General features: G+C 46.3%; 23 protein-coding genes. 4 read left to right on the top strand and 19 right to left on the bottom strand.

What is annotated here, in order from left to right:
- Positions 1-4: 4 nt before the first annotated feature.
- Genes pheS through NZ875_08570 form a run of 12 tightly spaced genes read right to left on the bottom strand, consistent with a single transcriptional unit; the run spans position 5 to position 10,462 of the window.
- On the bottom strand, positions 5-1,009 hold the full coding sequence (gene pheS / locus NZ875_08625; GenBank protein MCS7175798.1) for a phenylalanine--tRNA ligase subunit alpha: 1,005 nt from the start codon (positions 1,007-1,009) through the stop codon (positions 5-7).
- Positions 994-1,983: a radical SAM protein gene (locus NZ875_08620; protein MCS7175797.1), complete on the bottom strand. Its 990-nt coding sequence runs from the start codon at positions 1,981-1,983 to the stop codon at positions 994-996. The genes pheS and NZ875_08620 overlap by 16 nt, the downstream gene beginning before the upstream one ends.
- Positions 1,980-2,702, bottom strand: a complete 723-nt coding sequence (rnc, locus tag NZ875_08615; GenBank protein MCS7175796.1) for a ribonuclease III — start codon at positions 2,700-2,702, stop codon at positions 1,980-1,982. The genes NZ875_08620 and rnc overlap by 4 nt, the downstream gene beginning before the upstream one ends.
- Positions 2,699-4,588 (bottom strand): transketolase, encoded by a 1,890-nt coding sequence (locus tag NZ875_08610; GenBank protein MCS7175795.1) that lies wholly within the window; start codon positions 4,586-4,588, stop codon positions 2,699-2,701. Before NZ875_08610 ends, rnc begins: the two co-directional genes overlap by 4 nt.
- Positions 4,589-4,606: 18 nt before the next feature.
- On the bottom strand, positions 4,607-4,828 hold the full coding sequence (locus NZ875_08605; GenBank protein ID MCS7175794.1) for a DUF2905 domain-containing protein: 222 nt from the start codon (positions 4,826-4,828) through the stop codon (positions 4,607-4,609).
- Positions 4,812-5,636, bottom strand: coding sequence for a stage 0 sporulation family protein (locus NZ875_08600; protein ID MCS7175793.1), 825 nt, complete (start codon positions 5,634-5,636; stop codon positions 4,812-4,814). The genes NZ875_08605 and NZ875_08600 overlap by 17 nt, the downstream gene beginning before the upstream one ends.
- A 12-nt stretch (positions 5,637-5,648) precedes the next feature.
- Positions 5,649-6,581, bottom strand: coding sequence for a hypothetical protein (locus tag NZ875_08595; protein ID MCS7175792.1), 933 nt, complete (start codon positions 6,579-6,581; stop codon positions 5,649-5,651).
- Complete coding sequence (locus NZ875_08590; GenBank protein MCS7175791.1) at positions 6,527-6,973, bottom strand: YaaR family protein; 447 nt, start codon at positions 6,971-6,973, stop codon at positions 6,527-6,529. Before NZ875_08590 ends, NZ875_08595 begins: the two co-directional genes overlap by 55 nt.
- Entirely contained in the window at positions 6,970-8,013 is a 1,044-nt protein-coding gene (mtnA, locus tag NZ875_08585) for an S-methyl-5-thioribose-1-phosphate isomerase (protein ID MCS7175790.1), read from the bottom strand. The genes NZ875_08590 and mtnA overlap by 4 nt, the downstream gene beginning before the upstream one ends.
- On the bottom strand, positions 8,010-9,038 hold the full coding sequence (locus NZ875_08580; GenBank protein MCS7175789.1) for a peptidyl-prolyl cis-trans isomerase: 1,029 nt from the start codon (positions 9,036-9,038) through the stop codon (positions 8,010-8,012). The genes mtnA and NZ875_08580 overlap by 4 nt, the downstream gene beginning before the upstream one ends.
- Before the next feature lies 1 nt (position 9,039).
- Complete coding sequence (gene mazG / locus NZ875_08575; GenBank protein ID MCS7175788.1) at positions 9,040-9,810, bottom strand: nucleoside triphosphate pyrophosphohydrolase; 771 nt, start codon at positions 9,808-9,810, stop codon at positions 9,040-9,042.
- 1 nt (position 9,811) lies between these two features.
- Positions 9,812-10,462: a TIGR00153 family protein gene (locus NZ875_08570; protein MCS7175787.1), complete on the bottom strand. Its 651-nt coding sequence runs from the start codon at positions 10,460-10,462 to the stop codon at positions 9,812-9,814.
- Between the two features lie 310 nt (positions 10,463-10,772).
- Here NZ875_08570 and NZ875_08565 point away from each other — a divergent pair, with 310 nt between their 5' ends.
- The 4 genes from NZ875_08565 to NZ875_08550 all read left to right on the top strand — a co-directional run bounded on the left by NZ875_08565 (position 10,773) and on the right by NZ875_08550 (position 14,240).
- On the top strand, positions 10,773-11,513 hold the full coding sequence (locus tag NZ875_08565) for a hypothetical protein (protein ID MCS7175786.1): 741 nt from the start codon (positions 10,773-10,775) through the stop codon (positions 11,511-11,513).
- Positions 11,514-11,524: 11 nt separating this feature from the next.
- On the top strand, positions 11,525-12,070 hold the full coding sequence (locus NZ875_08560; GenBank protein MCS7175785.1) for an isoprenylcysteine carboxylmethyltransferase family protein: 546 nt from the start codon (positions 11,525-11,527) through the stop codon (positions 12,068-12,070).
- A gap of 107 nt (positions 12,071-12,177) precedes the next feature.
- Complete coding sequence (gene glpK, locus NZ875_08555; GenBank protein MCS7175784.1) at positions 12,178-13,671, top strand: glycerol kinase GlpK; 1,494 nt, start codon at positions 12,178-12,180, stop codon at positions 13,669-13,671.
- Positions 13,668-14,240 carry a glycerol-3-phosphate responsive antiterminator gene (locus NZ875_08550; GenBank protein ID MCS7175783.1) on the top strand — a complete coding sequence of 191 codons (573 nt, stop codon included), beginning with the start codon at positions 13,668-13,670 and terminating at the stop codon, positions 14,238-14,240. The genes glpK and NZ875_08550 overlap by 4 nt, the downstream gene beginning before the upstream one ends.
- On the opposite strand, the gene NZ875_08545 is transcribed toward NZ875_08550, so the two are convergent.
- The 7 genes from NZ875_08545 to NZ875_08515 all read right to left on the bottom strand — a co-directional run bounded on the left by NZ875_08545 (position 14,232) and on the right by NZ875_08515 (position 21,803).
- Complete coding sequence (locus tag NZ875_08545; GenBank protein MCS7175782.1) at positions 14,232-14,600, bottom strand: DUF1667 domain-containing protein; 369 nt, start codon at positions 14,598-14,600, stop codon at positions 14,232-14,234. The genes NZ875_08550 and NZ875_08545 overlap by 9 nt on opposite strands.
- A 2-nt stretch (positions 14,601-14,602) precedes the next feature.
- Entirely contained in the window at positions 14,603-15,820 is a 1,218-nt protein-coding gene (locus NZ875_08540; protein MCS7175781.1) for an FAD-dependent oxidoreductase, read from the bottom strand.
- Positions 15,817-17,256: an NAD(P)/FAD-dependent oxidoreductase gene (locus NZ875_08535; GenBank protein MCS7175780.1), complete on the bottom strand. Its 1,440-nt coding sequence runs from the start codon at positions 17,254-17,256 to the stop codon at positions 15,817-15,819. The genes NZ875_08540 and NZ875_08535 overlap by 4 nt, the downstream gene beginning before the upstream one ends.
- Before the next feature lie 221 nt (positions 17,257-17,477).
- On the bottom strand, positions 17,478-18,896 hold the full coding sequence (gene aglA, locus NZ875_08530; GenBank protein MCS7175779.1) for an alpha-glucosidase AglA: 1,419 nt from the start codon (positions 18,894-18,896) through the stop codon (positions 17,478-17,480).
- Positions 18,893-19,804: a hypothetical protein gene (locus NZ875_08525; GenBank protein ID MCS7175778.1), complete on the bottom strand. Its 912-nt coding sequence runs from the start codon at positions 19,802-19,804 to the stop codon at positions 18,893-18,895. Before NZ875_08525 ends, aglA begins: the two co-directional genes overlap by 4 nt.
- Positions 19,801-21,579 carry a cobalamin-dependent protein gene (locus tag NZ875_08520; protein MCS7175777.1) on the bottom strand — a complete coding sequence of 593 codons (1,779 nt, stop codon included), beginning with the start codon at positions 21,577-21,579 and terminating at the stop codon, positions 19,801-19,803. Before NZ875_08520 ends, NZ875_08525 begins: the two co-directional genes overlap by 4 nt.
- Entirely contained in the window at positions 21,576-21,803 is a 228-nt protein-coding gene (locus tag NZ875_08515) for a hypothetical protein (protein ID MCS7175776.1), read from the bottom strand. The genes NZ875_08520 and NZ875_08515 overlap by 4 nt, the downstream gene beginning before the upstream one ends.
- Positions 21,804-21,809 lie beyond the last annotated feature (6 nt).

Below are 21,809 nucleotides of genomic sequence, written 5' to 3'. Positions count from 1 at the left end.
CCTTTCAGAAACATTCGAGGAACCTTTCGTCGTTTCGAACGAAATCTCTGATATCCCTTATTCCGTACTTCAGCATGGCGATGCGTTCTACTCCCATACCGAAAGCAAAGCCTGTATACTTCTCTGGATCGTACCCGACGTTTTTGAAAACGTTTGGATGTACCATGCCTGCGCCAAGAATTTCAAGCCAACCTGTGTATTTGCAAGACGGACAGCCCTTTCCATTGCAAATACCACAAGAAACATCGACTTCAAAACTTGGTTCTGTGAAGGGAAAATAACTCGGCCTCAGCCTGATCTTTCTTTCTGATCCGAAGATGCGTTTTGCGAAGATCTCTAATGTGTATTTCAAATGCGCCACACTGACGTTTTCATCGACGTAGAGTCCTTCCACCTGTGTGAACATTGGAAGATGCGTTGCGTCGTAATCTCTCCTGTAGACTCTTCCGGGTGAGATGATAGCAATCGGGGGTTGTTCAGCGAGCATCGTTCTTATTTGAACTGGTGAAGTGTGAGTGCGCAGCAACATGTTCTTCAGATAGAAAGAATCGTGCATGTCTCTGGCTGGATGCCATTCTGGGGTGTTGAGCGCATCGAAGTTGTGCCAACTATCTTCTATTTCTGGGCCTTCAACGACTTTGAAACCCATCGAAACGAAAATGGTCTCTATCTCTTCCAGAACCTTCGAAATGGGATGAGGATGACCCACCCTGCGGATCGCACCAGGTAGCGTCACGTCGATCCAAAGTTTTTGTAAGCTTTTCTCTGCTTCTTTGGCTTCTAAAAATTTTCTCTTCTCCTCCAGTGCTCTTTCTAAACTGTCTCTCAATTCGTTCAAAACTTGCCCCGCTCTGGGTCTTTCTTCTAAAGGTAGCTTACCGATGGACCTCATCTGTTCAGTTATGAGGCCCTTTTTTCCAAGGTATGTGACCCTTATTCTTTCAAGTTGAGTTAAGTCTTGAGCCAACTCGATTTCTTTGAGAGCTTTTTCTTTCAGCTCGTCGAACATGCGATCACCTCTTGCAGAAGTTTGTCAGCGTAACATTTCAGCGCATCTTTCCATGTGATGAAGTCATCGTGCACCACAAAGCCAAAGCGATCACTTTCCACTTTCAGCAGAGGAAGTTTTATAACCCAGCTCGATTCTTTCTGAGTGTGAAGGACGATGTCTGGTTTCAAAAACTCAGCCACTTTCTCGATCAATCTGATTCTGACAAGTTCACCGAACCTTGGATGGTACGGTCCCGCAACGATGTTTTTACGTAGCTCTGTGGGCACGTAGAGACCCAGCCTGATCACTCGCACGTCGTGACTTTCAAGCACGGCGAGCATGTCGCTACAAATTTCTATAGCTTCCTGGAGATTCATGGGTGTGTATTCACCACGTTCATAGATGGATTCGAGTGGAGAATCTTTTAAAACGAGCGTTGGATGGATTCTGCAAGTTTTAGCACCTAACTTGACCGTTTCCCAAGCGCTCGAGATATCTTTGGTTGTATCATCACCGATCAAACCGATCATGAGATGGATTCCAAAATCTATACCACAACGCTTAAGGGTTTGACATGCCCTCACCACATCGTCGTGTGTGTAACCTCGTCCGCTCGCTTTCAAAACTTCGTCGTCGAAAGATTGCACACCGAGTTCAATGAAACTCACTCCACGGGTTTTCAAAAATTTTGCTTTTTCCTCATCTATCTCATCGGGTCTTGTGGACAATCTGATCCCAGAGCAAACACCAAAGCGAATATACTTTTCAGCCCAGTCAAGATAGTACGTTTGCTCTTCTCTGCTCAAAGCTGTGAATGTTCCACCATAGAAGGCTATTTCGAATTTGTCCGTGGTGGTGAGATAGTGTCCCACTAATTCATCGAGTTCTTCAAGATTCATCGGTTCATCGGAACCGACGATGGCTTTTTGAGAACAGAAAACACATTTGTTCTTACAACCCCTGTTGGGTAAGAACACGGCTAGGATCTTCAAAGTCCCATCTCCTTCAATTTTTCCATTGCCAACTTTGCTGCGTTCTTTTCAGCGTCCTTTATCGAAGGTCCCTCTCCAATTGCGAGGGATCGACCCTTCAATTTCACCTCAACGAAGAATTTCTTCATGTGTGGTGGTCCTTCTTGACGAACGAGCACGTATTTTGGCAAAGCTTTGTATTTTTCTTGAGCGAGTTCTTGCAAGGCAGTTTTATAGTCGAAGATGACTTTACCTTCGATGATTTGAGAAACGTAACGAGAAATGTGGGGAATCAGAATCCTATCCACCACTTTGAAACCACCGTCTAAATACAGGGCTGCCGCCAGCGCCTCGAGTGATCCTGAAAGGATCGAATCCCTCTCTCGACCCGCGTTCAGTTCTTCACCGTGACCCAAGAAGATGTAACGGTTCAATTCTATATCTCTAGCAACCTGTGCTAAAACTTCTTCACTCGCCGCGGCTGCTTTCACCTTCGCCATGGTTCCCTCAGGTGCTTCCGGATAGTTCTTGTAAAGATGTTCCGCCATCAACAGATTTAACACGGCATCGCCTAAGAATTCGAGCCTCTCGTTGGATTCGATATCCTTCCTTCCCCGCTGCTTTTCCTCGTGCGCGTAAGAAGAATGACATAGTGCTGTGAACAACAAGGATGGATCGTAGAAACGATATTCAATTTTATCCATCAGTTCAATTATTCGCTTTATTTCTTCCTCCTTCATGATAAAAGTTTTGCCACCCTTTCGGTGATCTTAACGCTGCTCAAACCGTAGAGTTCGTACAGTGCTTCGTAAGGTCCAGAAACGGCATGCTCTTCGACTGCAATTTGTTCAAATTGATTCGGAAAGATCTTCTTACTCATCATGTATTTGGCGAGCAATGCCGCGAGGCCAAGCGGTGCGGCATGATCTTCGACGACGAGAACTTTTTTACCATCACAGTACTTTCTCAAAACCTGCTCGTCGAGTTCGAGTGGACAGGAAACGTTCAAGACCGAAACTTTACCTTTGAAATTGTCGGCGGCAGCGACCAAGTTTTCCACGATCGCCCCACACCCTATGAGCGTCACTTCGGACCCTTCTCTGATCACATCTATTTTCCCATATTCAAAAGTGTAGTCATCGGCGAAGAAAGGTCTCCCATCTTCGCGCTTGATGATCGACTGCTTTGCTCTACCCATGGCGATCACAAAATTTCCGTAAATCGATGCGACGTAGCGAACGACCCTATCAGTTTGGTTGGGATCGGCTGGGACGATGATTTTGTAACCGAGCCAGTTCGCGGGGGCAGAGATATAGTCCAAGCCGTGGTGCGTCTTACCGTCTTCCCCAACGTTCAAACCGCAATGTGTGACGACGAGCTTCAGGTTCGTATGGTTTATAGCGTTCAACCTGTGTTGGTTGTAAGTTTCACTCACACCGAAAACACCAAAATCAGCGAAGAACGTCACGACACCGTCAGCAGACATGGCTCCCGAAACGGTGGCTGCCGTGTGCTCCTGCACACCTATCTGAATGAACTTGTCTGGGACATTTTTCATGACTTCATCAGTTCTGGTAGAAGCTGCAAGGTCGCAGTCCACAACTACAACCGGTGTTTCACTGTTCACGTTGGCTTTCACAATGTCCAGGAGAGCTTTTCCGAACGCGCTGCGATTGTCAGTCTTCTCCGTGTAGGTCTTCGGTGCAGGCACGCTGATTTTGATTTTGTATTCGATTTTCAACGGATCGTGTTTGACTAAAGGCAGTTGTTTTCTGAGCTGAATGTATTTTTCAACATCGTTCTCTATGCCAAGTTCGGCGAGCGCTTTTTCGAGCTGCTCCTTCGTGAGGGGTTTACCGTGATAAGAAACATCGTTTTCCATGAAAGAAACGCCTTTTCCCATGAGTGTGTGTGCCACGATGGCGACGGGATTGACCTTGTCTTCGACGGCTTCTTTCAATGCGAAGAGTAGTTGCTCTATGTCGTGACCATCGACTTCGATGACCCTCCAACCATCCGCTAGGTAATTTTCCTTTATATTCACCGGCATGACATCTCGTGCTCGACCAGAGATCTGTGCATCGTTGTAATCTATGACGACCGTCACGTTGGACAAACCGTACTTTTTCGCCACCCTACGTGCCTCGGCGACCTGACCTTTCGCCTGTTCAGCATCGCTCATGGCGACGAACACGTGGTAATCTTGTTCCTTCACTTTGGCGGCCAGAGCGAATCCAACACCGGCTGCCAGTCCTTGGCCCAAATTCCCAGTAGACCAGTCTACGCCGGGGATTCCGCGGGTGACGTGACCTTCAAAAATACTAGAGTGGTGTCGGAAGCCAACTAAAACTTTTTCTATATCAACGAATCCGAGTCGAGCCAGAACTGAGTACACTCCTGGTGAGGTATGGCCATGGCTGATGACGACCCTATCACGGAGTGGATCGAAAGGATTCTTCGGATCGATGTTGGCAAAGCTGTAGATGCTCAGGAAGATCTCGATTGAAGACATCGACCCTCCGGGATGTCCCGAATTAGCTATGTAGGTCATCTTGAGCACATCGCCACGACATATGCGCGCCAACTCTTTCAGTTTTCTCACCGTTTCCTTGTCGAACCTCTTCACACGTATCCCTCCTGAAGTTCATCTTCCAAATCTCGAGATGATGAAAAACAGAACCGTCAAAACAAGGCTCAAAAGCAAGCTCGTCATGATGGGAAAGTAGAACACGAACTTTTCTCTTTTGATCACGATATCACCAGGAAGCTTTCCCAGCGGTGTGAATCTGCCTATGACGTACAGCACCAATCCGGTCACCAAGAGTACAACACCGATGAAAATGAGGAACCTAGCCAGTACTACCATGCTCGCTACCTCCCCTGAAGTAGGAGAACGGTACATAGAACATGGCATCTTCGGCCTCCGATACAGCGAGTACTCTTTGCTTGAAAACATCTATGGCCTGAACGACGCAATTTTTACCTTCATAGACGAAGGTTTCACCTTCGTCTGGGATACCTTCGAGCATCTCTTTGTAGAACTCATACTCGTAAGTCAAACAACAGAGCAGCCTTCTACAGGCTCCCGAGATCTTGGCGGTGTTGATCATCAACTGTTGTGCTTTCGCATGCTTCAGTGTGACACTGTCGAATTCTCTCAGAAACACACTACAACACACGCTGAGTCCGCACAAACCGAGGCTTCCCATGAATTTGAGCTCGTCTCTCACACCAACTTGCCTGAGTTCGATGCGGGTTTTGAATATGCGCGCCAGGTCTTTCACCAATTCCCTGAAATCGACCCGTGTTTCCGAGCTGAAATAAAACACGAGCCTAGATCGATCGAACATGTAGCGAGTGTGAAGTAGTTTCATAGGTAGGGCATGTTCCTTGATCTTTTGTTTACATATTTCGTGAGCTTCTGCGGCGTCTTTCAAATTCTGTTCGTGCTGTTTTAAATCTTCTTCCGTGAGTTTTCTGATGATCGGCTTCAATTCACTCCCGATCTGTTCTATGCTCAGTTCTCTTGGACCGAACAACACACGACCTACGTCGAGACCGAACTCGGTCATGACGATGACAAGATCGTTCGGTTTGATCTCTTCACCGTTGTCCGCATAGTAGGTGAGCTTACCTTTTGGCAGAAGCTCTATCGCATAAACGACCGCTGTCATATCCACACTTCATCACCTCTTGGCTGATCGTCTCAATTTGATCAGCAGATTGGCAAGTGTCAGTTGACCGTTGAAATTCAAGAGTTTGTTCTTGAGGACCGAGTTGAACCACTTGTAAACAGATAGATCTTTTACACCGTTGTATTCGAGCAGTACCTCGCACAAAGATGAGATTTGAACTAATGCCTGGTTCAGATCGATCTTCTTGGTTTGCTCGATAGAATTTGTATAGATCTCGGCAAACTTTTTATCATCGATCTCACCGTTTGCGAAGCGTTTGAAAAGATCGTTCAGCATCAATAGAGCTTTGATCTTTCCTTCTGGTCCAAATCTTTCAACTTTAAAAATAGAGAAAAAGGAGGAAGGTTCAAACTGAACTTGTTCAGCCACTACGCCTTTTTCTTTCACGTGAGCGGCCACATCGAAATCGGCTTTACAGAGTGAAAGTATCAGGTCAGGTTCGATCGGGATTTTTTCTCTCAACCCATTATAAAAATCTTCTGGTACGAACAAGTCGAACACCTTCACCCTGCTCCGTACGGTTTGAGGCAAGTCACGAAATTTTACACAGGTCAAGACGATCAAACTGTACACGGGGGGCTCTTCGAGTGTCTTCAAAAAAGCGTTGATCGCTTCGATGGAAGAACGCTCAAATCTGTGGAACAGTGCTGCCTTTACGTCATCGCTGGATGCGGTGAAGAGGAACTGCTCTGCCTCTCGCACATCATCTATGGAAGGTTCTTCGAAGATCAAGTATTCTTTAGTGAGATGACCGATGACATCTCGAACTCGACGCAACAAGCTGTCATCGTGCGAGCGTACACACACAGAACTACCGATGTTCTTCTCAAGGAAAAGCTTGAGACGTTCAAAGATTTCCTCCACTGGCATCACCTGTAGATATTTATCAACAAACCATAGATCTCTTCGATCTTTGCCGACAATTTTATCGCACCGTTCTCGGCTTGAAGCAAGGTAAAGGCTATTTCGTTCAATTTTTCGTCGATTTGATTCGCCACAACGTGCAGGTCCACTCCCGCGTTCTTCTCAATTTTGTAGAGTTTCTTTTCAACCAATTGGATGAACTGCTTGATGCTCTCGCGATACTTTTTGAAATTTTCTTGAGTCGGGGATCGAATCAGCTCGTTACCCCTATCCACAACAGTTTTTATGGCTTTTTCGAGCAACTGATTGTAGGTTTCTTCTTCGATTTCTTCGAGCACATCGAGAAAACCACCCTCACCGCTCGCCCGAACGGAGAGTTTGCTTTTAACGATCTTTTTGTTTTTTACATGATGACTCTTCATGTTGCCATCTTCCAATGGATTTATCCTCAAGCTTCAACCCCCATGATTTTCTTCAAGTTCACTTCGTAAGGAGGTCGCACGATACCTTTTTCGGTGATTATTGCACTGACTAGTTCGTGCTCGGTCACATCGAAAGCAGGGTTGTACACTTTCACACCTTCAGCGGCTATTCGCAAACCAGCAACATGAGTCACTTCCGTGTGAGAGCGTTCTTCAATCGGTATCTGCGAACCATCTTTGATGCTCAGATCTATCGTCGAAGTTGGTGCAGCTACGTAGAACGGTATACCATGTCTGTTCGCAAGCACTGCGAGTGTGTAAGTACCTATCTTGTTTGCCACGTCGCCGTTAGAAGCGATTCTGTCAGCACCGACTATGACCGCATCGATTTTACCTTGTTTCATCACCCAACCAGCCATGTTGTCACAGATCAGGATCGTTTCCACACCGAGCTGGACCATTTCCCAAGCCGTGAGGCGCGCTCCTTGCAAGTAAGGTCTCGTTTCATCGACGTACACCGTCAATTTTTTGCCGTTTTCCACGGCAGAGCGTATGATACCGAGTGCTGTACCGTAATCGACGGTCGCCAAGGCTCCAGCATTACAATGTGTCAAAACCTTATCGCCATCCTTCAAGAGAGTTTGACCGTGTCTGCCTATGGCCTTGTTAGTCTCTATGTCTTCTTGTGCAATCTTCAAAGCTTCTTTTTCGAGCACGGTTATGAAATCTCCGTTTTGATACGACAAGAATTTTTCGTGCATCCTTTTGAGTGCCCAGAAGAGGTTCACGGCTGTCGGCCGCGTACCAGCGATGGTATCGTGAACCGTACGCATAGCTTGCAACAGCTTCTCACCTTTCAGCTGAGAAAACTGCTTGGCACCGAGCACGTAACCGAAAGCCGCCGCGGCGCCTATGGCTGGTGCGCCGCGGACGACCATCTCTTTGATTGCCTGAGCAACTTCCTCGAAGGTTCTGCACACAACGTTTTCAACGACGTGGGGAAGCTTTCTTTGATCGATCAGTATGAGCGAATCTCCAGTCCAATGCATCGTTATTGTCTTGAGTGTCATCGCTGTTGAGTTCCCCCTTGTTGTTCAGTCAACAAATAGATCTTTATATCGCTGGTCTGCTTGAACTTCAAAAATTCTTCTTGAATCCATCTCTGCCAAAGTTCGTTCGCTTTCGATTGTGATAGATAGTTCCTTATGTCCGTGGAAACTTCTTCGAGTGATTTATAACCTTTGGGTCGTTTCTCAAGGATGCGGTATATCTCCCAACCGCCACTCGTCTTCATCGGGCCAAGTATCGCACCAGTTGGAGTCGCGAATATTTTTTCCTCGACTTCCTGAGCGAGTAAACCGCTGTACCGTTCGACCCATCCAAGGTCCCCGGCTTTACCCTTCGTCAACGGATCGATAGAAACTTCGCTGGCGATCTTGGAAAAATCTTCCCCAGTTCTCAATCTCTCCAGCACCTTGTTCGCTTGTTCCTGCGTTTCAACGATGATTCTCAACAATTTTGCGGACTCTTCTACGGCAAAGAACTCTTTGTTCTCTTCGTAGAATTTCTTCACTTCCTCGTCCGTAACCGTCGCGTTGGCGGTCACTTTTTGTTGGATCTGTTGAAGTGTTTGTTGAACTTTGAAGATCCATCTCAATCTGTTTTTGAAGGTCTCGAGGTCTCCTAGATTGGCCGTTTTGAGATACCAATCCAGATCGCTCTCAGTCATGTTGTACTGAGAGAGTGTCTTGTTCAACTCGTCGGAGACCATTTTCTCTATCGTGTCTTTAGATACACTGACATTCATCTTCTCACCGATTTGAACTATCAGAATTTGATCGATCAAGTTGTTGAGCACTTCTCTTTTGTAACGCTGTATCAGTGCGAGACCTTCTGGTGTGGTGGTGAGTACTTCGTAGAATCTCTCATCGATCGACTGTAGTTGCAGTAGCAATCTGTTCAAGTTCGCTTCCCTGTCGAGTTCTTCTTGCGTGACTGGTCTACCGTTGACCTCAGCCACCAACGTTTTTGACGTCTCTTGGGCGAAGATGACCAGACTCAACAACACCATGACCGCTATGAACAGTTTTCTCACTTCACTCTCCTCCCTTCGCTTCTTCCCACAGAGCGTCGAGTTGTTCCAAAGTCATCTTGTTCAACTCGAGCCCGCGTTCTTTCGCAAAATTTTCAACCATTTTAAACCTAGAGGCGAATTTCTCAGTAGCTTTGCGCAACGCTACCTCGGGATCAACGTTGGAAAACCTTGCAATGTTTACCACCGCGAACAGTAGATCTCCAAGCTCTTCCTCCACACACTTTGAATCACCGTTTTGCAACGCTTCTTCCAGTTCCTTGACTTCTTCTTTGACCTTTTCCAAGGCACCAGACACATCGGGCCAATCGAAACCAACTGCCGCAGCGTTTTCTTGTATCCTTCTGGCAAGGCTCAATGCTGGCAAAGCTTTGTTCAACTCGCCGATGGCTGAAGTTTTCGTTGAACCTTTTTCTTGAGATTTGATCCTCTCCCATTGTTCATAAGAGTAACCTGGACTTTCACCAAAAACGTGTGGATGACGTCTGATGAGCTTTTCATTCAAAGTTCGTAGCACATCTAGCACATCGAACGCGTTCCGTTCTTTAGCTATCTGGGAATGAAAGATCACTTGCAGTAAAACGTCTCCGAGTTCTTCCATCATTTTTGTGTCGTTCTTCTCATCGATGGCGTCGAGAAGTTCGTAGGCTTCTTCGACCATGTAGGGTTTCAAAGAATCATGGGTTTGGCTACGGTCCCACTCACATCCACGTTCAGAACGGAGTGTCTCCATGATCTGAACGAGTCTTTCAAATTCCTCACAGATTTTTTCCAAGTTATACCCTCCTCTTGAGCGACACGATCTGGACTCTGTCGGAGCAGTCTTCGGCCCTGTCTGCGATGTCCGCGATGCTCCTCACCAAATCCTTCAAGTGCATCTTCTGGCCGTGAGAAATGTCGGATATTGCAAAAATCTGTCTCAACAAACTTCTCTCGATACCATCCACATCGTGTTCTCTCTCCTCCGTTTTCTTGACATAACCAACGACTTGATCCAAATCTTCGAAGAGATAATTTATGGATGCTTTCAAAGCGTTGTATGTTTCCACACTCATGTCAAGCAATCTTCTGATATCGGCGTGTAGAGATAGTGGAATGTAAGGTCTTTCGATCTCGAGCACGTCAGCAACGTATTCGGCTTTGTTCGCCACCTTGTCTGCCGCCTCGATGATTCCGAGTAGATCACCTCTGAAATTTGGTAAAAACGCCCCACCGTACATGATGTTCTCAACTTGTCTCCTAACGATATCGGCTTCGTGTTCCAACCTTCGGACCTCTTCGGCCAGCTCACCGATGCGCTCGAACTGTTGAGAAAGGTAAGCTTCGAGCAGATCGGTCAAACTGGCCAGCGTTTCACTGATTCTGTTGAGATGTTCTCGCACGAGATTGACGATCTCTTGTTCCTTTTTACCCACAATCCAACTCATTTCTAACACTCCCTGTGAAAGAGGATCTCCAAAACTCCAACTCTATTATACTGACCCTTCATGGATGAAAGGTGCGAACTTCGTTACTTTTGGCGAAGGGAAATGAAACCTAACTTGATCTGAACGACTCGAAATCCAAATTCGTGTTTCAATTTTCCATCTTCCTTCCGGTAGTGGCATCTTCCAGGAAAGTTTCATTACCTAACAACGGCGATCATAGTACAGAATGCAAAAATTATAGGATTGGAATAAAGAAATGTATGATAACATTTCAAATAGACTGGAGCTTCGATTGGGATGAGGTGCCATGATGCTTAAATTCTTTCTTCTTGTGTTCATGATGCTCGTGTCGAACATTACCGTTCTTTCTCAGGTTTCAGACCAAAAAGAATATTGGTATCGCTTTTCAACGGCAAGGAGCCTGCAGGATGTCGAAACGATAGAACGATTGATAGATGAGCTGCAGGAAGTCGTCTTGAAAGAAAAAGCAGATGGTATCGAACACAAATTGCTGTTGGCTGAGGCATTGATCGAGCGTGCGATGCTCTCGAGCGATGCGAAAGAAAAGAAGAAACATCTCGAAACGTCTTTGAAAATTATAAAAGAAATCCTATCGATGGACGTCAACGTTGGGAAAGCTCATTATCTGTACGCCTTAGCCATTTCAAGACTCATGGAACATGTGGACGTTTTTCGAAAGCTTTCTATGTTGAAGGATTTCGATCATCACATGCAGAAAGCCGTCGATCTTTTGGACGAACCACTCTATTTGGGTCTAGCACTGATGGGTTTTGGGATCAGATACATGAGCCCACCTTGGCCTTTCAACGATCACAAAAAAGCGAGATTTTATCTTGAGAAGGCTACCGAGTATATCCCAGATTATTCTGGAGTGTACTTGTATTTGGGCATTTATCATTTGAAGTTTGGGCACAAAGAGGAAGCGAGGAAGATGTTTTTGAAAGTTTTATCGACCAAGCCACACCAATTGTTCATTAAGGCGCACGAAGAAAATGTGAAAGAAGCACTCGAATATCTTGAAAGAATGTGAGGAATGTTTGGATGAAACTGGCGTTTTGGTTGATAGTTTTTGCCTGGTGGATCATGGATTTTTATGTTCTTGTTCTCAAGAGAAACGAGTATCACAAAGTTCTGGACAAGAAGAGTAAATTCATCATGACTGTGCTCATCTCACTTGGGGTCATCTTGGCTATCTCTCCGGAAAGTTTCAGAAACACGTGGCGTAGCAGGGAGTTTGGCTTTTACCAAATTCTTGGAACGATCGTGCTTTGTTTTGGGGTGATTCTCAGGTTCATCGCGATCCTCACACTCGGTAAGAATTTCTCAGCGGATATAGTGGTTGCGAAAGAGAGAAAGCTCGTTTATAAAGGCATCTACAGATATATCAGACATCCCAGTTACACAGGTGAGATCATTTCATTCCTCGGCTTAGCTATCGTCTTTCAGCATGTACCTTCCTCTATTTTTATATTCGTATTTCCTGCGATCGCGTTCGTTCATCGTGCGCTCGTTGAAGAGAAAAAACTCATGGAAGAGTTCGGTGAAGAGTATCTGAACTACAGACGAAGGACGAGGATGTTCATTTAGCACGGCTCATGTTATAAAATAAAAACGGTGTGGCGGAGAAGAGGAGAGAAGACCATGCCCCTTTGGGGTGTGGTCTTTTTTGATTTATCGATGGGGGTGTGTAGACGATGCAACGCTACATTTTGGCGCTCGATCAAGGCACAACGAGTTCGCGTGCGATACTCTTCGATTCAAACGGTGACGTGGTTGGTATGGTGAACCAAGAATTCGCCCAGATCTATCCTAAACCCGGATGGGTCGAACACGATCCATACGATATACTCGAATCTCAACTGAGTGTTGCAAGAAAACTGTTGCGTATGACGAACATTGAACCGAACCAGATCGCCGCCATAGGCATCACGAATCAGAGAGAAACCACGATCGTGTGGGATAAGAGAACAGGGAAACCGGTTTACAACGCCATAGTTTGGCAGTGCAGAAGGACTGCAGAGCTCTGTGATCAACTCAAAGTGAGGGGTCTTGAGAGCACGATAAAGAGTAAAACGGGACTAGTCGTGGATGCATACTTCTCCGCAACGAAGCTTCAATGGATCCTTCAAAATGTGCCTGGTGTTTTTGAGAAAGCGAAGAAAGGCGAGATCGCTTTCGGTACAGTCGATAGCTGGCTCATCTGGAACCTCACGGGTGGAAGAGTGCATGCAACGGACGTGTCGAACGCATCCAGAACGATGCTGTTCAACATAAACACACTCACGTGGGACGAGGAACTTTTGGAAATCTTCGGCGTGCCTCGCTCGGTTTTACCTGAAGTGTTGCCCTCAAGCTTCGTGTACGGATACACCGAAAAAGATATTTTCGGGGTTGAAATAGCCATATCTGCGGATGTCGGAGATCAGCAAGCTGCTCTGTTTGGACAGATGTGTGTACACCCTGGCATGGTCAAAAACACCTATGGCACAGGTTGTTTCATACTCATGAATGTTGGTGAAAAACCGGTACCATCTGAATCTGGCCTGCTCACCACCATCGCTTGGAAGCTGAATGATGCAGTCTCGTACGCTTTGGAGGGAAGTGTTTTCATCGCGGGTGCGGCTATACAATGGTTGAGAGATGAGCTCAGAATGATCGAAAATGCTGCAGAAACGGAACAGATTGCGTTCAGTGTTCCAGACTCAGCGGGTGTCTACATCGTTCCTGCTTTCGTTGGGCTTGGGGCTCCTTATTGGGATATGTACGCTCGGGGCGCGATCCTTGGTTTAACTCGTGGATCAAGGAAGGAACACATCGTGAGGGCTGTGCTCGAGTCCATCGCTTATCAAACCAGGGATGTGATAGAGGTGATGTGTAAAGAGTGCCAAAAACAGTTGAAATCCCTCCGTGTAGATGGTGGCGCCTCGAAGAACAATTTTTTGATGCAATTTCAAGCTGACATACTGAACGTGCCTGTCGAAAGACCGAAGATCAACGAGACGACCGCGTTGGGTGCAGCGTACCTGGCAGGTTTGGCCGTCGGATATTGGGACAGTTTGGATCAGATAGAATCTCAGTGGCAGCTGGATAGAAAATTCGTTCCAAATATGGACGAGGAAAAAAGGCAAAGACTCTACAAAGGTTGGAAAAAGGCCGTTGAAAGATCGAGAAGGTGGTTAGAGGCATGAAAAACAGTGGTAGTAGATATTTCGCCCATCCAGTAGTTCCAGCGATCAGGAACGAGGAAAAGTTGCGATGCGCAGCGGAAAGTCTGGCTACCTCGGTGTTTTTACTGTACGGAGATCTGCTCGATCTGAAACGCTTGGTTGAATATCTTCATGAATGTGGAAAGAGTGTGTTCGTGCACCTAGACTTGGTGAAGGGACTCGGTAAAGATGAGAGTGCAGTTGAATATTTGAAAGCTGAAGTCATGGCGGATGGCATCATAACGACGAAGGGAAATTTGGTGGATGTGGCCAAAAAGATAGGTTTGGTACCTATACAAAGGATCTTTCTTCTCGATTCGCAATCACTCCTCACGGGCATAGCGCAGATCAAGACGCATCGTCCGGACTACATAGAGGTGCTTCCGGGTTTGATACCAGACTTGATCGAGCAGATCAGCAAGGAAACGAGTATACCGGTGATCACTGGTGGGTTGATCAAGACTGTCGCTCACGTGATGGAAGCACTGAAGAAGGGAGCGGTGGCCGTTTCAACGAGTGAGGAAAGTCTGTGGAATTTGAGATTAAGCTGAGTTAACCCTCTTCACAGTCCTGGTGGCGATCACATCTGCACCGGTTTCCAAAACGTTCTTGATTATCACATCGCCGACTCTGACCGGAGCTTCTACTTTAACGTTCTTCACCGTCTGCATAAACTGCGAGATGAGTCTGCGCGGTATGGGCTTGGATGTTTTCACAGAAACCAAGGGCATCTCACCGTTAATGACTCTAACGCTCGTTGGAACGATCCTTTTTGGCTCCCTCAACTCATCCTCGAGATAAGAAACTCCCCTGGGGCAACGATTACCTTCGAGCGAGATTATCTTTCCATCGACTGCATTGTACTTTATCTTACAGCCCATCGGACAAAGGACGCACACGATCTTTTCCATTTTCACACCTCCTTCAGTTCGACGACGATTCGGTCCAAGCCAGAGAGCTTTTGATTCGGGATTTTGGCCACGATCATCTCACTGGGTATCAGATCTTCAAAGATTTTTTCAAAGTTACCAACTTTCAACATGGCTTTTTCCATAGGTTTTTTGCATCTGACATAAAGTGTGAGATCATCGACAGCGTTGTAGAAATTGGGAAAGGTCAGCATGACGTTCTCACCTGGTGAGATCGGAACGTTCTGTGAAAAGCGTTCTCCCATGGCGTAACGTGAGGCATACTCGCCGGCACGCTCGCCTTCTTTCGTAACGTAATCGACCAGATCAAAAATGGCCGTGCAGTTGCCAGCTGCGAATATCCATTCTCTGGAGGACTGACCAATGTTTGAACATGCCACACCTTTGGTTCTTCTATCCGTTTGAACTAGACCATCGAGCATCTCCACTTGTGGTATCAACCCCACCGAAAGGATCAGTGTGTCCACCTTGAAGCTCCGTTCAGTACCTGGGATGGGTTTAAATTGCTCATCCACGTTCGCGATCACAACTTCTTCGAGTCTCTCCCTTCCTTTGACTTCTATAACTGTACTTGAAAGGTACAGCGGTATGTTGAAATCTTTCAAGCATTGTATAACGTTTCTCAAAAGCCCTCCCGGATAGGGCAACCTCTCCACGACCGCCACCACTTCGGTTCCTTCCAAGGTCAACCTTCGTGCCATGATCATCCCAATGTCACCGGATCCAACGATCAAAGCCCTGTGTCCCACTTTTCTGTTGTCTATGTTCATGAGACGTTGTGCGACGCCCGCCGTGAAGATGCCAGAGGGCCTGTCTCCAGGAATCATGAGTGAACCGAATGGTCTTTCACGTGCTCCAGATGTGTACACAACAGCTTTTGCTTCAAGTTCTAAAATGCCTTTCGGTGAGACGAGCAAGGCTTTTCTATCTTCACCCAATTTCAGCACGTGACAGTCTGTGAACACTTTGATTCGGTCACTGAGTTTTTCGAGTTGTTCGCGAAAACGTTCTGCGTATTCTGGTCCCGTGAGTTCCTCTCTGAAATAATGAAGGCCAAAGCCGTTGTGAATGCATTGATTGAGAATACCACCAGTGATCTCGTCACGCTCGGCGATGACAACGTTCAATCCCCTCTTTGCTGCAGCGATCGCAGCACCCATGCCAGCGGCTCCCGCACCTATCACGAGTACATCGGTTTTCATTCTCTCACCTTCCCATCGACGATCCAGCTGCCAGGTGATTTGAGGGTGATGTTCGAAGCGTCCGTTCCAAGTTCACGTTCAAGGATCTTTAAAATTTTGCTCATACAGAAACCACCCTGGCAACGCCCAAACATGGCGCGTGTTCTGAACTTCACACCGTCTAGAGTTCTAGCACCTCTGCTGATGGCTTCAACTATCTCGGCCTCGGTCACCTCGTTACAGAAGCAAACCATTCTTCCCGCAGACGGTTTTCTCGCAACCACTTCTTGCCATTCTTCGAGACTGAGTTGCGTGTACTTCTTTATAGCCTCTCTCTTCGACTTGAAATTTCTTTTTCTTTTCAGCGTTAGTTTCAGTTGATCTTGTATGAGATCTTCGACCACGTACTTTGCTATCGCTGGAGCTGCCGTGAGACCTGGTGATCTCATCGCCATGACATTGATGAAATTTTGAACGGTTCGACTGGCTGAGATGAAGAAATCTTTCTGTGGACTTTCTGGCCTCAGGCCGGCGAAGGTCTTAACGACTAGGGAAAAGTCTATATCTGGAACGAGCTTGAGGACAAAGTCTTTGATCTGCTGTAACCCTTCACTCGTCGTGGTTAAATCGTGTTTCCTATCACTCGGCAAGTCTTCGGCTGTTGGTCCTAGAAGTAGACCACCATCTATCGTTGGTAACACCAAGATACCTTTGGATTTTTCCGTCGGGGTTGGAAAGATGACTGAATTGACGATTTTACCGAGTTTCTTATCGAGTAGAATGTATTGACCTTTCCTTGGATGTAGTGGCACATATTCTGCGCCAGCCAACTTCGAAATTTCATCGGCGAACAAACCAGCCACGTTTATGACTATGTCTACAGAATGCTCCTGCTTATTGGTGATGATCTTTTTGATCTTGCCGTTGGACTTTTCAAAACCGATGACTTCTTCATTCAAAAACAGCTTCAACCCATTCTCGAGTGCGTTTTCCACGGCGGCGATTGCAATCATCCATGGTTCCGTTATACCAGCTGTTGGTGCCCAAAGTCCCATCTTCACTTTTGGATTGACCCTCGGTTCCCTCGAGAGAATCTCATCACGATCGTGAAGTTCGAGACCGGGAACTTTGTTGACTTCACCCTGTTTCAAAAGCTTGTGAAGCACACTGATTTCCTCGTCGTTGAAGGCAAGAACGTATGAACCGGTCCTTTTGATCTCGAAATCCAACTCTTTGGCGAGCTCTGTGTACATCGCATTACCAAGGCTACAGAATTTCGATCTCACACTACCGACTGGATCGTCATATCCAGCGTGGAGAATGGCGGAGTTCGCTTTCGTCACACCCCAGCCAACATCCATATTTTTCTCTATGAGTAACACTTCTGCATCGTACTTACACAGTTCTCGAGCGATCAGTGAACCAACCACTCCGGCTCCGATCACTGCGATTTTCAAATCCATCCCTCCAAAAGAAAAAGCCACACCCCATGAGGGATGTGGCTTTCTCCAATTCTCTACCACACCAATTTTATTTTAGCACACGGCATGTGAACATTCAAGCGTACCTTTATGATTCTCAAAGAGATCAACGCACATCTAGTTCTTAGGAAATGATCAAAAGAAAACTCGATGGAATACGAAGTGAAAAAACTCTCACTCGTTCGTGTTCTATCTGGCTATATTCTTTCGGATACTTTGAAATGCTCTCTCAGCTCCTCATTGAAAGGTAGATTCAGAATTTCTTCTAAAACATTCAGGACTTGTTCGTAGGATCTTGTTCTGTGGTCTCTGATCAAGATTTCTTCCAAAACTTTAATATCTCTGCTGATGAACGCTTCCAAGTTCCATTCCATTCTCAATATTCTTGGCCACAGATAGAATTTTTTGATCCTGTCTGTTAAATCCGGTTCTATTTTCTCTCTTTGAATTCCATTTTTATCCACCCAAACTGGGAGTTCCATCACCAAATCTTTCGGAAAACCTTCGACCGCACCTTGATTTTCCACGTTCAGGAACAGCCTCACTCTTTTTCCATTCACTATCGCATTGATGAATGGAATATGCTGTTCGCCACTCAATCTATCCTTCGCGAAGATTTGTGGTAAGCGCTCTGTGAGTTTTACCCTGGGATCAGTTTGAACTTCTTCTGCCAATTTGACCAAATTTTCCCTTGCTTTTCTCAGCTGTTGGTGGAATTTGGTTCTTTCAACCTCGTTGTCGATGCCACCGTATTCTCCAAACCACTTTTTCTTTGTTTCCAGATTCCAATGATACTTCCATGTACCGTTTCTAACCGTGTCACCGATCGGAAGCATCCCGTAGAACTTGTACATGTCTATCGCTGCTGGAGACATCTGTATATCCCAAGGATTCCTTGGCTTCCATTTGATAGATTCTTTCTCTATCCATTCGTCCAAGAGTGGATAGGCGTTTTGGCCTTTGTATCTGAACCTGTTCAACCAGATACCGTGGTTCACCCCAGCAACTTGCCAATCAACTTCCTTTGGATCCAAACCTAATCTCTCGAAAACTTCGTAAACACCGGCAACACCATGGCAAAAACCTATTATCTTGGCGTTGGTCAACCTTCTCACAATTTGAGTGATCTCGAAAACGGGATTCGCAGTTTGCATCAAATAAGCTTTCGGGGCTGATTTCTCCATTTTCTGTGCGATGTCCAGAGCAAGTTTCACGTCCGGGTAAGAAGCCAGAACGTAGGTGTAAGTGGATACCATGTTGAACTCTTGAGAATCTATCCCCCTGTAATAACCGTGCTTTTCACCTATCTTGGTGACGATATCCCATCTTTTGGCTCCATCTTCGTGGAAGCGAGGATCGTAAGGATAGGCAGTGTTGATGATGAAGTCCGCACCCTCTATCGCCTCGTCCAGAGACAATGTTTTCGTTATCCTCACGGGCGAGTCGAGCTCCTCTACGTACTTTTTTGCAAGGATGTACGAAGCGTGGAGCCTTCTTTCGTTGATGTCCATCATGTAGATGTGAACGTCCCGCGATAGTTCTTCTGTCTGAGCGATATCCCCTATGAGTTGTAATGAAAATCTCACACTTCCTGCGCCGATGATGGATACTTTCATGGAGAAATTCCTCCTTCCAAGGTACCCATTTTACCGATCTCTTCTTCAACGATTCGGCACAGTCTTTCTTCTTCCTTCACGACATCGAGACAAGGTATGTTCAGTTCACGCTCGATCATCTTCGAAAGCTCACTCAAATCAATCTGGGCGAGTGTGAAACCTTCCGCTCTTCTTTCAGCGTAGCATGGATTGATGGTCACACACAGCAATTTTGGTTTTCTCATCACAGCAATGTCGATTTCTTGCAAAAGTTTTTCAAGTTTCGCAAAATCTTCGGTGAGCAAAAGGTGCATGGGAGATTCGACTGAGATGGATTCACCACGAAACATCGAGAGTTTTTCGGTGCTGATCAAACCTTTTAGGACCTTTCGAGTCCCTCTTCCCAGCGGTAATTCGAAGGTTCTGATGATCACTTTCGTTTCTAGGAATAGAAAGTCTATGTTCGTTGACCTTGAAGCACCCACTGCAAGTATCACGAAGTCCGCATGTTGAAACGGCACGATCCTGTTTATAGCACCGTCCACCAAGAAGATTTCGATATTTTCACTCCTCAGCGTTTCTGCAAGGGTGAGGAGCCCGTTGCTGCTGTGTGGTCCGACGAGCACGACCGTTCCAGGTTGTTTTACTCTGTAAATGCCAACTGGGCCCAAAGCGGTCGTTATTTCTAGTTTTTTGAGTAATTGCAATTTGGCGGTCGAATGTTTCGCGGCCATTTCGCTGGTGGCTACAACGGTACTTTCTTCCACAAAAACTTTCGGCTTTGGAAGACCAGTGATGTGGTCGAGATCCTCTCCATCGAAACCTATGCTCGTTATGGCCAAAGGTTTGTCACTCAGACATTTCAAAAGAGCGTTGGTAGTCGTGGTCTTACCTGTATTTTTTGCTGTACCGAGTACTCCGAGGATCAACACTTTCTCACCGTTCCTCTACCTGCCCTGCCTGGATTCGCACCTTCCTCTCTCGTTCCAAACAGACCTTCATAGAGAGAAGCCACGAAATCTTCCCTTTTCGCAACTTTCTCGAGAGTTTCGTAGATACCATTCACTATCATCTGAGCATATTCTTCGGCCCTTTTCGTCGGTTCGATCTTCGCTTGTCCAAAGAACCTGAAGGCTTCTGCTATGGCTCTGAGTGTATCGATACGAGCACTCACGGTGATGGCACCACGAGCATAAGCCTCATCCGTAGAAGCGATGGTTATCGCGTCGAGTCTCAGAGAACTTGCGAGTGCGGCGTGAAGAGCCGTCGTCATAGCCGATTGGATCCTGTCTTCTGTGTGAGTCATGAATCCAATGGGTTCACCAGGCCATATTGGAGCGTCCATGATCTGCCGCAGTGCGATCACCTTTGCTACGTTGTAATCGATGTAATTGTCTTTCATGTAATCGTTGATCATCACATCAGGTGAATAGCAAAACAGTGGCTTCAAGATAGGTTTAGCGTTCAGCTTCACCCCAAGGTGTGCAACCACGAGCATACCAGCGAAAGCTTTGGGTGCAGGAACTCCACCGAGTTCTTCATTGGTGGGGATATCGAATGGCAAATTGTATTTCGCTGCAAGCTTTAGAGCGTACACACCATCCACAGTGAGTCTTTCTGGATCGGTACCGCCGTTGAGCGAACCATAGACCATGTTTATCTTCGTCAGGTCTGCTCCGGCACGAGCTGCGAGCAAGATCGTTTCCGGCGTGTTCAATCCTCTGTGCGCCCTGACGCACCAGAGAGTTGAAACATCGAGAGACGATTTGATGAGCTTCAAATTCTCTAAAGTTATTATCGAACCATCCTCTTCGTGCGCCAGTAAACCTTCGAGTAATCCTTCACACCTCGCACCCCAAGAAGGATCAAAATGCAATACACCATCGGCCCCCCAAGCTTCACTCACTTTGATGTGCATCGCATCCATGAAAGGACAACCTGTTCCGTACTGAACGAACACGAGAGGTTTGTCGAGCGTGTGGCGGAGGATTCTGTCGTCTAACTTCAGGCTTTTTATCAACTGATCGAATTTTTTACTCTCTTCTCGGGTTATGAACCTCACTTTCTTTGGTAAAAGGTTCTTTTTGAAGTAAGAGACAACCGTTTCATCACAAAACTTGAGGTATTCTTCGATCAAATCCTCACCTTCGAGCATTCTTTCTCTGATCTTCACCCTTTCGATAGCTGGACTAGTCTTGTCTTTAACCCAATCCAAAATTTGGTCTGTGATTTTATCGAGCAGTTGTTTGAAGGTTGGTTCGTGCACACGATAGGTGTAACCTTGAGTGATGTCGCGCTTATTCTTTTTGACTTTGAGTTTTTCTTTCTCCATTTGCCTTCCTTCGACATAAGCGATTACTTCTTCCCAGCTCGTTCTTTCACCAAATCCAGCATCGTAACCCAATTCCGCCGCCAACTCCTTCGTGATCGCTTTGCCCCCCACCACCACTTTGCATTTATCTCTCAGACCTGCCGCATCCAACATATCTATGAACCTTGCAAGCAGTTCTGCAGCGCCATAACCAACCGTTCGACTCACCATGATGAAATCTGGCATCTCCCTTTGGCATAACTCGATCACTTCTTCCATTTTGGTATCCGGGGGTAGTAAAATCACTTGGTGTTTTCTCTTCACAAGTTCTCTATTCAACATCTTCAAAGCCACGTCGTGGACAGGGTCGAGGGGAAAAAGTACAAATTTCATTTCCCATCGCCTCCAAAGACCCACACATATTTGTCGCCAGGTCTGAAGATGTAAGCGCGCAATCGAACTCGCGCCGCAAAGCCGTTATGCTCGATGAACACCACATCGACATCGTTGAAGCCCAGAGATTTGAAGTACTGTATAGCCACACTCTTCGCTTCCTCTTCACTCTTGGCGAGCAGTGTTGTTTCAACGTCGAGTGCGTCGATGATTTTGTCTATCATCAAACC

The sequence above is a fragment of the Pseudothermotoga sp. genome, assembly GCA_025060105.1.
In the GTDB taxonomy this organism is placed as follows: Bacteria; Thermotogota; Thermotogae; order Thermotogales; family DSM-5069; genus Pseudothermotoga_A.
Note: the sequence above shows the minus strand (reverse complement) of the source record. Positions and strands in the feature narration are given on the sequence as shown.

What these genes read in the sequence shown, in the direction of transcription:
- pheS (MCS7175798.1), bottom strand. Translation starts at nt 1,009, where the DNA reads ATGTTCGACGAGCTGAAAGAAAAAGCTCTCAAAGAAATCGAGTTGGCT.
- rnc (MCS7175796.1), bottom strand. Translation starts at nt 2,702, where the DNA reads ATGAAGGAGGAAGAAATAAAGCGAATAATTGAACTGATGGATAAAATT.
- NZ875_08605 (MCS7175794.1), bottom strand. Translation starts at nt 4,828, where the DNA reads ATGGTAGTACTGGCTAGGTTCCTCATTTTCATCGGTGTTGTACTCTTG.
- NZ875_08600 (MCS7175793.1), bottom strand. Translation starts at nt 5,636, where the DNA reads ATGACAGCGGTCGTTTATGCGATAGAGCTTCTGCCAAAAGGTAAGCTC.
- mtnA (MCS7175790.1), bottom strand. Translation starts at nt 8,013, where the DNA reads ATGACACTCAAGACAATAACGATGCATTGGACTGGAGATTCGCTCATA.
- NZ875_08570 (MCS7175787.1), bottom strand. Translation starts at nt 10,462, where the DNA reads ATGAGTTGGATTGTGGGTAAAAAGGAACAAGAGATCGTCAATCTCGTG.
- NZ875_08565 (MCS7175786.1), top strand. Translation starts at nt 10,773, where the DNA reads ATGCTTAAATTCTTTCTTCTTGTGTTCATGATGCTCGTGTCGAACATT.
- NZ875_08560 (MCS7175785.1), top strand. Translation starts at nt 11,525, where the DNA reads ATGAAACTGGCGTTTTGGTTGATAGTTTTTGCCTGGTGGATCATGGAT.
- glpK (MCS7175784.1), top strand. Translation starts at nt 12,178, where the DNA reads ATGCAACGCTACATTTTGGCGCTCGATCAAGGCACAACGAGTTCGCGT.
- NZ875_08550 (MCS7175783.1), top strand. Translation starts at nt 13,668, where the DNA reads ATGAAAAACAGTGGTAGTAGATATTTCGCCCATCCAGTAGTTCCAGCG.
- NZ875_08545 (MCS7175782.1), bottom strand. Translation starts at nt 14,600, where the DNA reads ATGGAAAAGATCGTGTGCGTCCTTTGTCCGATGGGCTGTAAGATAAAG.
- NZ875_08540 (MCS7175781.1), bottom strand. Translation starts at nt 15,820, where the DNA reads ATGAAAACCGATGTACTCGTGATAGGTGCGGGAGCCGCTGGCATGGGT.
- aglA (MCS7175779.1), bottom strand. Translation starts at nt 18,896, where the DNA reads ATGAAAGTATCCATCATCGGCGCAGGAAGTGTGAGATTTTCATTACAA.
- NZ875_08520 (MCS7175777.1), bottom strand. Translation starts at nt 21,579, where the DNA reads ATGAAATTTGTACTTTTTCCCCTCGACCCTGTCCACGACGTGGCTTTG.
- NZ875_08515 (MCS7175776.1), bottom strand. Translation starts at nt 21,803, where the DNA reads ATGATAGACAAAATCATCGACGCACTCGACGTTGAAACAACACTGCTC.